Consider the following 13,068-nt stretch of genomic DNA (forward strand, 5'->3'; position numbering starts at 1 on the left):
GCCTGGCTCACCGGCTACCGGCGCATGACCATCCGCTACGAGCGCCACGGCGAACACTTCGCCGGCTTCCTTCACCTCGCCGCCGCACTCACCTGCTTCAAGAAGCTCCCCACATGAGACACGCTCTTAGCCGATCGTGTACAGATCTTCGGCTTCGTGTCCATCGGGAAAATCGTTTGGGGAGAACAGTTCTTGCTTGTTGATCGCCGTGTCTCGGCGACGCGCCAATGCTGTGAACAGCGCGATCGAGGCCTCGTTGTCGGGGCTGATCGTCGTTTCGAGATGGGTAATCCCTTCGGGTGCAAGTCGGTCGAGCAGCGCGCTCAGCATGCGACCTGCAATTCCCTTGCCGCGCTGGTCTGCGTCTACGGCTACTTGCCAGACGAACAGCGTCGCTGGGGCTTCGGGGCGGATGAACCCTGATACGAAACCCACGACGCGCTCGTCAACGACTGCGACGACCGACGAGCGGCTGAAATCTCTACACCACAACAGGTATGCGTAGCTCGAATTGAGATCGAGCACTTCCGTGTTCCTGGCGATCTCCCAGAGCCGGACTCCGTCAGTGATCTCTGGACTTCTGAACAACACCGCGTCCGGCGCGGTGGTCGGGATGGCACTCTTCTGAACAGGCGTCATTGGAAATTCGAACCTAACAACCATCCCCTTCGATTTCACGTGCCTCGCGAAATTGGACAGTTCAGGTGGCGGAGCCTTGCAGGTGAGACGTGCAAAGTGATGCTCATCACATTATGTAACTTTTGGGTGAATCGCAAGCGACACACTTCGCCTATTTGAGACTCGCGAGCGCGAAGGGGAGGACCGACGCGGCACCCGCCGCGCGCAGCGTCCTGGCGGCCATCGTGAGGGTCCAGCCGGTGTCCGTGAGGGTGTCGACGAGCAGCACCGGACCGGCGCCGTCGGGAAGGCCGGGGACCTCCCAGGCGTCGACGAGCCCGGCCACCCGGTAGGCGGAGTTGGCCGCGGACACCGGCGGATGCTCCGGGCGCAGCCGCAGAACTCCCAGGTCGGTGAGGCGTCCGACGGCGGCGAGTTGCCCCGCGATCGAGGCCGACAGGAGAGGATGGGTGGCGGATTCGACGGCCATGACAGCGGTGGGCCGCTCGGTCCAGTCCCAGGAGGCCAGCACCTGGATGCAGGCCTTCAGGACGGCGTCGGGGGCGGGCCCGTCCGGTTCGTCGAGCAGGGAACGCAGCCGCTGACCCCAGCCCAGGTCGGACAGCCGGCCCAGGACGCGCCCCGGTTCGGGCCCATCCGTGATCTTCCCGGACAGCGTCACGCCGAGCTTCGCGAGGCCCGTGGGCCACTGTTTACGGGGCGCCAGGTCCACGCCTGGGCGCTCGAGGCGCGTTCTGGTCTGTTGCACCGCCTCGGCGTCCACGGTCGCGTCGTGGCGCACTCCGGTGCAGTTGTCGCACCGCCCGCACTCCGAGGCGCCCGCCGCCAGACCCGGATCGTCGAGCTGCTCGCGCAGGAACGCCATCCGGCACGTGGTGATCCGCTGGTAGTCGATCATCGCCTGCTGCTCGGACTCGCGGGCGCGTTCGAGGCGTTCGTACCGGTCGGCGTCGTACGTCCAGGGCTCCCCGGTGCCCACCCAGCCGCCACGCACCCGGCGTACGGCACCGTCCACGTCGAGGACCTTCAGGACCATCTCGAGCCGGGTGCGGCCCAGCTCCACCAGCGGCTCGAGCGCCTGCGTGGACTGCGGCCGCTCGGTGTCGAGGACCTCGATCACCCGCCGCACCACGTGCTCCCGGGGGAACGCCACCGAGGCGAAATAACTCCAGATCTGCCTGTCCTCGGATCCGGGCAGCAGGATGACCTCGGCGCGGTCGGTGGACCGTCCGGCACGCCCGACCTGCTGGTAGTAGGAGATGGGGGACGACGGCGCACCGAGGTGCACGACGAACCCCAGGTCGGGCTTGTCGAACCCCATGCCGAGCGCGGACGTCGCCACGAGGGCCTTGACCCGGTTGCCGAGCAGGTCCTGCTCGAGGGTCTCGCGCTCGGCGGCGTCGGTTTGCCCGGTGTATGCGGCGACCGTGTGGCCCTGCTCGGACAGCAGGCTCGCCAGATCCCGGGCCGCCGACACGGTGAGTGCGTAGATGATGCCCGAGCCGGGCAGGCTGTCGAGCTTCTGGGCGAGCCACGCGGCCCGGGCGGTGGCCTCCGGAATCTGCACGACCGACAGGTGCAGCGACTCGCGTTCGAGGCCGCCGCGGAGGACGAGGGTTTCGGCGCCACCCACCCCGAGCTGCGTGGAGACGTCGGAGACGACGCGGTCGTTCGCCGTGGCCGTGGTGGCCAGGACGGGGATTCCCTCGCCCAGTTCGGCGATCAGCGTGCGGATCCGCCGATAGTCGGGACGGAAGTCGTGACCCCAGTCCGACACGCAGTGCGCCTCGTCGACCACGACGAGGCCCGCGTCGGCGGCGAGGGAGGGGAGCACCTGGTCGCGGAAGTCGGGATTGTTGAGACGCTCGGGGCTGACCAGCAACACGTCGAGTTCGTTGTCCGCGACCCGGGCGTGGATGTCGTCCCACTCGGTGACGTTGCCGGAATTGATGGTGGCGGCGCGCACGCCCGCCCGCTCGGCGGAGGCCACCTGGTTCCGCATGAGGGCCAGGAGCGGCGACACGATGACCGTGGGGCCGTGCCCGTGCGCCCGCAGGAGCTTCGCCGCGATGAAGTAGACCGCCGACTTGCCCCAGCCCGTCCGTTGGACGACCAGCGCCCGTCTGCGGCCCACCACGAGCGCCTCGATCGCCGTCCACTGGTCGTCGCGGAGGGTGGCGTGCTCGCCTGCCAGCTCGCGGAGCAGCCGTTCGGCCTCGTCACGTAGTGCGGGTTCGGTGGCGGTCGTCATGCCCCCATGGTGCCCGACACGGGTGACACGGAGGATCCGGGCGGCGGCAGGAGCGCTCAGCCGGGCAGTGCCGCCTCGATCTCGGCCAGGGTCGGTGACGACGTGGACGCGCCTCGGCGGGTGGTGGCGAGCGCGCCCGCCGTGCATGCGAACGGGACGGCGGCCGCGGGCCCGCGCCGCCACGAGACGGCCAGGGCGCCGGCGAACGCGTCGCCCGCCCCGGTCGTGTCGACGACCTCGACCTCGGGGGAGTCGGCGTGGATCGCGGTGCCGTCGCTGCCCGCGTAGTCCGCGCCGGACGACCCCCGCGTGGTCACGACGTGGGCGACGGCGCCGATGACCTCGGCGCCGAGTTGCCCGGCCTCGGTCTGATTGACGAGGAGTACGTCGACCAGCTCGACGAGTTCAGGCGGAAGTGTCTGCGCCGGTGAGGGATTCAACATCACGACGGTACCGTGTGCCGCGGCGTGCGCCGCCGCGGCCAGCACGGTGCCCAGAGGTATCTCGAGTTGGCAGAGCAGGACGTCGGCGTCCGCGACGGCCGCGAGTTCGGCCGCCGTCAGGTCCACCACGGTGCTGTTGGCGCCCGCAACCACGACGATGCTGTTCTCACCGGCGGCGTCGACGGTGATCGCCGCGATCCCGCTCGGCCCGTCCACTTCGCGCAGGTACCGCGTGTCGACCTCGGCGTCCACCAGGGCCTGCCGCAGGTCGAGAGCGAACACGTCGGAGCCGACGGCGCCGATGAACGTCACGGCGCCACCGGCCCGCGCCGCGGCGATCGCCTGATTGGCGCCCTTGCCACCGGGGGTGGCGGCAAAGGCGTTGCCCAGGATCGTCTCTCCCGGCGCGGGCAACCGCTCGGCCGCCGTCAGCAGGTCCATGTTGATGCTGCCGACCACGGCGACCCTGGGAGCGGACATATCCCGAGACTAACCCGCGTCGGCGGCTGCCGTCTCCTGTGCGGGTGTCGCGGACGCGTCGCCCTTGGTGCGGCGGAGACGCTTCAGGATGCGGCGGGCCTCGGCGTCCGTGGCCACGGCGGGCGGCGAACCCTCCAGCGGCTTCCGGGCGGTCTCGGAGATGAGCAGAACCGCGATACCGCCGATGACGGCCGCGACCATCATGTACATCGGCGCGACGAGGTCACTGCCCGTCGCGTCCTGCAGCGCCGTGAGGACGAGGGGGGTGGTGCCACCGAAGATCGACACCGCGAGGTTGTATCCGATCGCCAGCCCGCCGTAGCGGATTCCGGTGGGGAACAGCGCGGGAAGGACCGACGGGAAGACGCCGACGAACAGCAGCAGCAGCCCGCCGAGCATCGCGAGGCCGACGAAGACGGTGAAGTAGTGCCCGACACCGATCAGCAGGTACGCGGGCAGCGACAGCGCGAAGAATCCGACGAAACCGGCCAGCAGCAACGGTTTACGACCCACCCGGTCGGACAGCTTTCCGACGAAGCTGATGCACACCATCATGATGAGCATCACGATGATCATGAGGACGAGGCCGTGCGACTCGTCGTAGCCGAGCGTGTTCGACAGGTACGTCGGCATGTAGCTGAGCAGGCCGTAGTGCGCGATGTTGTACGTGGCGACCAGGATGACGCACAGCACCAGCGGACGCCAGTTCTCCACCAGGGTCTCGCGCAGTTTGCGTCCCGTGGATTCGTCTGCGAGCGAACGCTCTTCGGCCTGCTCCATCTGCTGGAACGCAGGCGTCTCCTCGAGCCGCAGCCGCAGGTAGAGGCCGATCAGGCCGAGCGGACCGGCGAGCAGGAACGGAATTCGCCACGCCCAGTCCACCAGCGCGTCGGCGCTGACCACGGTGCTGATGACGGTGACCAGGCCCGCGGCCGCGACATACCCCGCGAGGGTTCCGAATTCGAGGAAGCTCGAGAAGAACCCGCGGCGCTTGTCCGGCGCGTACTCGGCGACGAACGTGCTGGCACCGCCGTACTCGCCGCCCGTCGAGAATCCCTGCACGAGCCGGAACAGCACCAGCAGAATCGGCGCCGCGAGCCCGATGGATCCGTAACTCGGGATCAGGCCGATGGCGAACGTGCTGCCCGCCATCAGGATGATCGTGGTGGCGAGCACCTTCTTGCGGCCGATCCGGTCACCGAGCGGACCGAAGAACAGCCCACCGAGGGGACGGACGATGAACGCCGCGGCGAAGATCGCGAACGTCGACAGTAGCTGTGCGGTACCGCTGGCCTCGGGAAAGAACACCTTGCCGATGGTGGTCGCGAGGTAGGCGTACACGCCGAAGTCGAACCACTCCATGGCGTTACCGAGCATGGTGGCCTTGACGGCTCGTTTGACGGAGGCCTCGTCGGTGACCGTGACATCAGGTGATTCGGCCACCTCGGCCGACGTGATCGAGTGATCTGGTGCATTCATGTCGTGCGCTCCCCAGCGCAGTTATCACCCGCGCGGGGCACGTACCTGATGCACGCATCTTTTCGTCGCCCGCACGGCGATTGCTGGTCGGGTTCGGCAACCCACGGCCCTTCGGCGCGATGCGGCCCCCGCCGATCGGCTCTGGCTCGTGGCTCGGTCCCGCCCCACCGTCCGGGGTGCGGGACTACCAGCTGTAAGAGCGATTACCGTAGCAAAGGATGTGCGGGCTTGTCGGCCCGAGCCTCAGTACGCCCGTGCGTACTGCGCCGGAATCTGCGGCGTCACCTGGGCATTCAATACCAGTGCGGCTTTTCGCGGCCAGTACGGGTCGCGCAGCAGTTCGCGCCCGAGGAACACGGCGACGGCTTCTCCCGACTCCACGATCCGCTCGGCCTGCTCCGGCTCGGTGATGAGCCCGACGGCGGCGGCCGGGACCGTGGTCTCGTTCTGGATGCGGCGGGCGAACGGGACCTGGTAGCCGGGCCCGATCGGGATCCGGGCGGACGCGACGCCACCGCTGGAGACGTCGACGAGGTCGACGCCGAGGTCGGCGAGGGCCTGCACGAGGGAAACGGTCTGATCCGGCGTCCAGCTGTCCGCGTCGAGGCCGGGCTCCTCGGACAGCCAGTCGGTGGCCGAGACCCGGACGAAGACGGGCAACTCGGCCGGCCACACCCCGCGTACCGCGTCGACGACCTCGAGCAGGAGGCGAATGCGGCCCGCGAAGCTGCCGCCGTACTCGTCGGTGCGGTGATTGCTGACCGGTGAGAGGAACTGGTGCAGCAGATAGCCGTGTGCCGCATGGATTTCCACCACCTTGAAACCGGCCCGCGACGCCCGCTCGGCGGCGGCGGCGAAATCGGCGACCACCTTCCGGATGTCGGCGGTCGTCGCCGCGGCCGGCGGGGTGTGGTCGCCGAAACCGATCGCGCTCGGCGCCACCGTCTGCCAGGACAGCCGATCGTCGCCGTCGAGGCTTCCGCCCCCGCGCCACGGGACGTGCGCGGAGCCCTTGCGCCCGGCGTGACCGAGCTGGATGCCCGGGACCGCGCCGAAGTACTCGAGCTGTGCGTTGATCTCCGCGAAGGCCTCGGTCTGGGTGTCGTTCCAGATGCCGAGGTCGGCGGGACTGATGCGGCCCTCCGGGCTGACGGCCGTCGCCTCGGTGAGGATCAGGCCGGCACCGCCGATAGCGCGCGTCACGAGGTGGGTCCGGTGCCAGTCGCCCGGCACTCCCACATCGCGGCCCGTCACGTCTGCCGAGTACTGGCACATCGGCGCCATCCACACCCGATTGGGGACGGTGACTCCGCGGAAGGTGATGGGTTCGAACAACACGCTCACTTCAGCACTCCTGCCTCTGATGGTCTCGACCAGTCGCAACCTGCGCGGGGGACCAAATCATTCCCGGTCGTTCCCGCTCCGCGGTGTACAGGCCCCGGTATATAGGCTGTCTTCATGACTGCAGTGACTTCCACCTCGTCGGCCGGTGCCACGGTGGATACCCGTGAAGCCGTCCACGCAGCGGCCCGTCGCGCCCGCACCGCGTCGCGGGTCCTCGCGCTGCTCACCACCGCGCAGAAGGATGCGGCGCTCCATGCGGCGGCCGACGCCGTGCTCGCCGCCTCCGCCGACATCCTCGCCGCCAACGCGGCCGATATCGAGACGGCCCGGGCATCGGGCACCGAGGACTCCCTGCTCGACCGCCTGCGGCTGACCCCGGAGCGGATCGAGGGGATCGCGTCCGGACTGCGCCAGGTGGCCGGTCTGCCCGACCCGGTCGGTGAAGTGGTGCGCGGCTCGACGCTCCCCAACGGTCTCGAACTTCGTCAGCTGCGGGTCCCGCTCGGCGTGGTGGGCATGGTGTACGAGGCCCGCCCCAACGTCACCGTCGACGCGTTCGGGCTGGCACTGAAGTCCGGCAACGCGGCCCTGCTGCGCGGCTCCTCGTCCGCGGCGAAGTCGAACGCGGCGCTGGTGGTGGCGTTGCGGGCCTCGCTGGCGGCGCAGCAGCTGCCGGAGGACGCGGTGCAGTTGCTGCCGAGCGACGACCGCTCCAGCGTGACGCACCTGATCCAGGCCCGCGGCCTCGTGGACGTCGTCATTCCCCGCGGCGGCGCCGGCCTGATCAGCGCCGTGGTGCGCGACGCGACAGTCCCGACCATCGAGACGGGCGTCGGCAATTGCCACGTCTACGTCCACTCGGCAGCCGACCTCGAGATGGCCGAACGGATCCTGCTCAATTCCAAGACGCGGCGACCGAGTGTCTGCAACACCGCGGAGACGGTGCTGATCGACGCCGCGATCGCCGAGACGGCGGTGCCGAAGCTGCTGCAGGCCCTGCAGACGCACAGCGTGACGGTCCACGGGGACCTGCCCGGACTGGTGCCCGCGACCGAGTCGGACTGGTCGGAGGAGTACCTCACCCTGGACGTGGCGCTCAAGGTCGTCGACGACCTGAATGCCGCGGTCGAGCACATCGACCGCTACGGAACCGGCCACACCGAGGCCATCGTGACTTCCGACCTCGCCGCCGCCCGCGAGTTCACCGCCCGGGTCGATGCCGCCGCCGTCATGGTCAACGCGTCCACCGCCTTCACCGACGGCGAGCAGTTCGGATTCGGCGCCGAGATCGGGATCTCCACGCAGAAACTGCACGCGCGTGGCCCGATGGGGCTCCCCGAACTGACCTCCACCAAGTGGATCGTCTGGGGTGACGGGCACACCCGCCCGGTCTAGACCTTCGCCCACCCCCTTTCCCTCAGCCCCCTCTGCCCGTCACCCCTTCTGAAAGGAGCGAGCGTGGATCGCGCACTGCCCACCACGACGCCGTTCTTCGCGAGCGTCGACGACGTCATCGCTCGGCTCGCCGAAACCGGGTACCTGTCCGACAAGGGCACCGCGACCGCGGTGTTCCTCGCGGACAGGCTCGGAAAACCCCTGCTCATCGAGGGTCCCGCCGGAGTCGGTAAGACCGAACTCGCCCGCGCCGTCGCCGAGACCACCGGCGCCGAGCTGGTGCGGTTGCAGTGCTACGAGGGCGTCGACGAGGCACGCGCGCTGTACGAGTGGAACCACGCGAAGCAGATCCTGCGCATCCAGGCGGGCAGCGACCACAGCTGGGACTCCACCAAGGCGGACGTCTTCTCGGAGGAGTTCCTGCTGTCGCGGCCGCTGCTGACCGCGATCCGGCGCGAGGATCCGACGGTGCTGCTGATCGACGAGACCGACAAGGCCGACGTCGAGATCGAGGGCCTGCTCCTCGAGGTGCTCAGCGATTTCGCAGTCACCGTCCCCGAACTGGGCACCATCACGGCTACGCGGAAGCCGTTCGTCGTCCTCACCTCGAACGCCACCCGCGAATTGTCGGAGGCACTCAAGCGCCGCTGCCTGTTCCTGCATCTCGACTTCCCCGACGCCGAACTCGAGCGGCGGATCCTCGCGAGCCGGGTACCGGAGCTGCCCGAGGCTGTGGCCGAGCAGCTGGTCAGGACCATCCGCGTGCTGCGCGGCATGCAGCTGAAGAAGCTGCCGTCGGTCGCCGAGACCATCGACTGGGGTCGCACACTCCTGGCGCTCGGGCTCGACACCCTCGACGACGACGCCGTCCGCGCCACGATGGGTGTCGTCCTCAAACACCAATCCGACCAGCTACGGGCCGCTGCCGAGCTGCGACTGAACTGAAGGACTTCCCCATGGCTGCTGGTGGTCCACTCGCGTCCCGGTCGAAGCCGGGCGGTCCCGCGGCGCCGCACGGGCTGCCGGGGCATCTGGTCGACTTCGTCGAGGCGTTGCGGCGGCGCGGCATCATGGTCGGACCGTCCGAGACTGTCGACGCCGGTCGCGTGATGTCGGTCCTCGACCTGCTCGACCGCGAATCACTGCGCGAGGGTCTCGCGTGCGCGCTGCTGCGGCGACCCACCCACCGGCCCACGTTCGACGCGCTGTTCGAACTCTGGTTCCCGGCGGCTGTCGGAAGCCGGGCGGACGGGGCCATCGACACGAGTCTGCCGCGGAACGCCAAGGGTGAGATCGACTACGAGGCACTGCGCGAGCTGATCGTCGAACTCCTCACCGACGGGTCGCCGGAGGCGATCGAGCTCACCGAACTCCTGACCGCGCAGATGGTCGAGGAACTCGGGCAGTACCAGTCGGCGAACGGCCCGTCGTTCTCCGCGTACCAGGCGCTGCGGGACGTCGCACCGGAAACCCTGCTGAAGAAGATCCTCGACGGACTCCTGGGCAATCAGCAGGACGGCGAAGCCCGAACGACGGAAAGCTACGAATCCGAGGTGGCCAAGCGCACCGCCGCCCAGCGGATCGCCGACTTCCGGAAGATGATCGAGACGGAGACGCGGCGACGGTCGGCCGAGAACCTCGGCAAGGAACGGGTGGCGTCGTACGGCGTGCCCCGGCTGGCCGAGGAAGTGGACTTCCTGCGCGCGTCCGACGCCGAACTGACGGCGCTGAAACGCAACGTCACCCCGCTGGCCCGGTTGCTCGCCAGTCGGCTGGCCGTGCGGCGCAGCCGCAACCGGGCCGGTTCGATCGACTTGCGCCGGACCCTGCGCAAGTCGATGTCCACCGGCGGTGTGCCCATCGACCTCGTCCAGCGCAAGCCCCGGCGGGCGCGCCCCGAACTGGTCGTCATGTGCGACGTGTCGGGTTCGGTCGCGGGTTTCAGCCACTTCACCCTGCTGCTCGTCCACGCGCTGCGCGAGCAGTTCTCCCGGGTGCGGGTGTTCGCGTTCATCGACACCACCGACGAGGTCACCCGCTTCTTCGACGCGGGAGCCGACCTCGGCAGCGCCATGTCGCGGATGATCCGGGAAGCCGACCTGGTCGGCTACGACGGGCACTCCGACTACGGCAACGCGTTCGGGGTGTTCGCCGAACGGTTCACCCAGAGCATCACGTCGCGGACGTCGCTGCTGGTGCTCGGCGACGGCCGCAACAACTACCGCGACCCGAATCTGGAGGCCCTGGCCCGGCTCGTGTCGGTGGCGAAGCACGCGCACTGGCTCAACCCGGAGCCCCGCGGTCAGTGGGGAACGGGCGACTCGGCGGCCAAGGTGTACAACGAGGTCATCAGCATGCACGAATGCCGATCCGCTCAGCAGCTGGCGTCGGTGGTCGCCGGGTTGCTGCCGGTGTGAACACGTAAGCTCGTCACTCGTGGAACAGGGAGCAGCGGGTGCGCGTCGGCGCCGCCTGGGAGTCATGGGCGGCACCTTCGACCCCATTCATCACGGTCACCTCGTGGCAGCCAGTGAGGTGGCAGATCGATTCAGCCTCGACGAGGTCGTCTTCGTGCCCACCGGCCGGCCCTGGCAGAAGCAGGGCAAGGGCGTCAGCCCGGCCGAGGACCGGTACCTGATGACGGTCATCGCCACCGCGTCGAATCCGCGTTTCTCCGTCAGCCGGGTGGACGTCGACCGGGAGAAGGTCACCTACACCGTCGACACTCTGCGTGATCTGCGCAGCTACCACCCGGACGCCGAGCTGTACTTCATTACCGGTGCGGACGCCCTGGCGAGTATCCTGTCCTGGCAGGACTGGGAGGAACTGTTCTCGCTGGCGAAGTTCGTCGGGGTGTCGCGCCCGGGATTCGATCTCAACACCGAACATCTGGCCGGTCACCTGGACGCGTTGCCGGAGGACGCGGTCACGCTGATCGAGATCCCGGCTCTGGCGATCTCCTCGACGGAATGTCGGCGGCGTGCCAGTCGACACCGTCCTGTGTGGTACCTCGTGCCGGACGGTGTGGTCCAGTACATCTCCAAACGGAACCTGTACCGGCCACCGGACTCCGAGCGCCTCGACGGCGCGACGACGATGTCCGAACCGGCCCCGGACAAGACCAAGAGTTAGTCAGCACTTTTCGAACCGAACTGGGAGAACATCGCGTGAGCGCAACGACCGAAGCCATCGAGATGGCACGCATCGCGGCAGTGGCTGCCGACGAGAAGCTGGCCTCCGATGTGGTGGTGCTCGATGTTTCCGAGCAGCTGGTCATCACCGACTGCTTCGTCATCGCCTCCGCCCCCAACGAGCGACAGGTCAACGCGATCGTCGAGAACATCGAAGATCGACTGCGTGAGGCAGGTCACAAGCCGGTGCGGCGCGAGGGCACCCGCGAAGGCCGTTGGGCACTGCTCGATTTCGTGGACGTCGTGATCCACGTCCAGCACAACGAGGAGCGCAACTTCTACGCACTCGACCGGCTGTGGAAGGACTGCCCGACCGTGCCCGTCGAGGGTCTCGGGCTGCACGGCCCGGCCGACGCGAACGGTGCGGGCACCGCCGCCGAGGCGGAGGAGTCCGAGCTGTGACGGATGCCCCCCGCTCCCCGCGACGTCTGATCCTGCTTCGCCACGGGCAGACCGAGTACAACGCCGACAATCGCATGCAGGGTCAGCTCGACACCGAACTGTCGGAGCTGGGGCGGTCGCAGGCCCGCGCCGCCGCCACCGCGCTCGTCGGTCGCAGACCGATCTCCATCGTGTCCTCCGATCTGCGGCGGGCCTACGACACCGCGGTGGAGGTCGGCGACAACGCCGGTCTGCCGGTCCAGATCGACGAGCGCCTCCGCGAGACGCATCTCGGTGACTGGCAGGGGCTCACGCACCTCGACGTCGACGCCCGCGCACCCGGCGCCCGCGCCACGTGGCGCGGCGACGCGACGTGGGCACCGCCCGGCGGGGAGAGTCGCATCGACGTCGCCCGCCGCAGCAAGCCGGTGGTCGCCGAACTCGTCGAGAAGCACGAGGACTGGGCGGAGAAGCCGGTGGTCCTGGTTGCGCACGGCGGTGTGATCGCCGCGCTGACCGCCGCCCTGCTGGATCTGCCCGTCGACCGCTGGCCGGTGCTGGGCGGGCTGGGCAACACCAGCTGGGTGCAGCTGAGCGCATACGGAAACCCCGATTCGCTCAACTGGCGCCTCGACGTGTGGAACGCTTCTGCGAGTGTGGCCAGTGACGTCCTCTGACGTGGATGCCGGCTCGGGGGAACGCCCCGTCCTGCTCGTGCTCGCCGATTCGCTGTCGTACTACGGACCCAAGGGCGGTCTCCCGTCCGACCACCCCGACATCTGGCCCAATATCGTTGCACGTCAACTCGGTTGGGATGTCGAGTTGGTGGCGCGGATCGGCTGGACCAGCCGCGACGTGTGGTGGGCGCTGACCCAGGACCCACGCGTGTGGTCGGCGGTTCCACGCGCCGGTGCCGTCGTGTTCGCGGTCGGCGGCATGGACTCCCTTCCGTCCCCGCTCCCGACGGCGCTGCGGGAACAGTTGCGTTACGTCCGCCCGCCCGCGCTGCGCCGCGTCGTGCGGGCCGGCTACCAGTGGCTTCAGCCCAGGCTGTCCCCGCTGGGATGGCCGGTGGCGTTGCCCCCGCGGCTGAGTGTCGAATATCTGGAGAGCTCACGGGCTGCGCTCGAGTACATGCGGCCCGAGTTGCCCGTCATCGGGACCCTGCCGTCCGTGCATCGCAGCGAGGCCTACGGCAAGGTGCATGCGGGCCGCCCCGGTGCCGTTGCCGCCATCACGGCGTGGTCGGAGGAGAAGAACGTGCCCCTCGTCGACCTGGCGGAGGCGGTGCGCGCCAACGTCTTCAGCGATCAGGGTAATCCGGACGGCATCCACTGGGGCTGGGACGGACACACCGGGGTGGCCGCGGCGATGCTGACCGCGCTCCGCGCGGCGGGAGTCGTTCCCGACTCCGCCGAGGGTGCGGTTTCGGCCGACCCGGTGTCGAGCGGAGCCGAGTAGTCCG

The 13,068-nt window shown here is 68.9% G+C and carries 12 protein-coding genes; 7 read left to right on the forward strand and 5 right to left on the reverse strand.

The window, feature by feature from the left end; genetic code table 11:
* Positions 1 to 126: 126 nt before the first annotated feature.
* The 5 genes from ectA to HGB39_RS31615 form a co-directional block, all read right to left on the reverse strand.
* Complete coding sequence (gene ectA, locus HGB39_RS31595; protein ID WP_005575162.1) at positions 127 to 639, reverse strand: diaminobutyrate acetyltransferase; 513 nt, start codon at positions 637 to 639, stop codon at positions 127 to 129.
* Positions 640 to 790: 151 nt separating this feature from the next.
* A complete protein-coding gene (locus HGB39_RS31600) occupies positions 791 to 2,890 on the reverse strand; it encodes a RecQ family ATP-dependent DNA helicase (protein ID WP_005575160.1) in 2,100 nt (699 codons plus the stop codon).
* A 56-nt stretch (positions 2,891 to 2,946) separates the two neighbouring features.
* Positions 2,947 to 3,813: a ribokinase gene (locus HGB39_RS31605; protein ID WP_064080188.1), complete on the reverse strand. Its 867-nt coding sequence runs from the start codon at positions 3,811 to 3,813 to the stop codon at positions 2,947 to 2,949.
* Positions 3,814 to 3,822: 9 nt separating this feature from the next.
* A complete protein-coding gene (locus tag HGB39_RS31610) occupies positions 3,823 to 5,292 on the reverse strand; it encodes an MFS transporter (protein WP_005561353.1) in 1,470 nt (489 codons plus the stop codon).
* Between the two features lie 243 nt (positions 5,293 to 5,535).
* A complete protein-coding gene (locus tag HGB39_RS31615; RefSeq protein WP_064080187.1) occupies positions 5,536 to 6,636 on the reverse strand; it encodes an NADH:flavin oxidoreductase/NADH oxidase in 1,101 nt (366 codons plus the stop codon).
* 114 nt (positions 6,637 to 6,750) lie between these two features.
* Between HGB39_RS31615 and HGB39_RS31620 the strand changes: the two genes are divergently transcribed.
* The 7 genes from HGB39_RS31620 to octT all read left to right on the forward strand — a co-directional run bounded on the left by HGB39_RS31620 (position 6,751) and on the right by octT (position 13,064).
* A complete protein-coding gene (locus HGB39_RS31620; RefSeq protein ID WP_005261287.1) occupies positions 6,751 to 8,031 on the forward strand; it encodes a glutamate-5-semialdehyde dehydrogenase in 1,281 nt (426 codons plus the stop codon).
* Positions 8,032 to 8,094: 63 nt separating this feature from the next.
* Complete coding sequence (locus HGB39_RS31625) at positions 8,095 to 8,976, forward strand: AAA family ATPase (protein WP_005261286.1); 882 nt, start codon at positions 8,095 to 8,097, stop codon at positions 8,974 to 8,976.
* Positions 8,977 to 8,987: 11 nt separating this feature from the next.
* Positions 8,988 to 10,448 carry a vWA domain-containing protein gene (locus tag HGB39_RS31630; RefSeq protein WP_005261285.1) on the forward strand — a complete coding sequence of 487 codons (1,461 nt, stop codon included), beginning with the start codon at positions 8,988 to 8,990 and terminating at the stop codon, positions 10,446 to 10,448.
* A gap of 64 nt (positions 10,449 to 10,512) precedes the next feature.
* Positions 10,513 to 11,163 (forward strand): nicotinate-nucleotide adenylyltransferase, encoded by a 651-nt coding sequence (gene nadD, locus HGB39_RS31635; protein WP_005261284.1) that lies wholly within the window; start codon positions 10,513 to 10,515, stop codon positions 11,161 to 11,163.
* A 35-nt stretch (positions 11,164 to 11,198) separates the two neighbouring features.
* On the forward strand, positions 11,199 to 11,624 hold the full coding sequence (gene rsfS, locus HGB39_RS31640) for a ribosome silencing factor (protein WP_005248044.1): 426 nt from the start codon (positions 11,199 to 11,201) through the stop codon (positions 11,622 to 11,624).
* Positions 11,621 to 12,280 carry a histidine phosphatase family protein gene (locus HGB39_RS31645; protein ID WP_005563510.1) on the forward strand — a complete coding sequence of 220 codons (660 nt, stop codon included), beginning with the start codon at positions 11,621 to 11,623 and terminating at the stop codon, positions 12,278 to 12,280. Before rsfS ends, HGB39_RS31645 begins: the two co-directional genes overlap by 4 nt.
* The gene (gene octT, locus HGB39_RS31650) at positions 12,267 to 13,064 is read left to right on the forward strand and encodes a diglucosylglycerate octanoyltransferase (RefSeq protein ID WP_005563507.1); all 798 of its coding nucleotides are present in this window, start codon (positions 12,267 to 12,269) and stop codon (positions 13,062 to 13,064) included. Before HGB39_RS31645 ends, octT begins: the two co-directional genes overlap by 14 nt.
* Positions 13,065 to 13,068 lie beyond the last annotated feature (4 nt).

Source organism: Rhodococcus opacus, assembly GCF_012396235.1.
GTDB classification, from domain to species: Bacteria; Actinomycetota; Actinomycetes; order Mycobacteriales; family Mycobacteriaceae; genus Rhodococcus_F; species Rhodococcus_F opacus.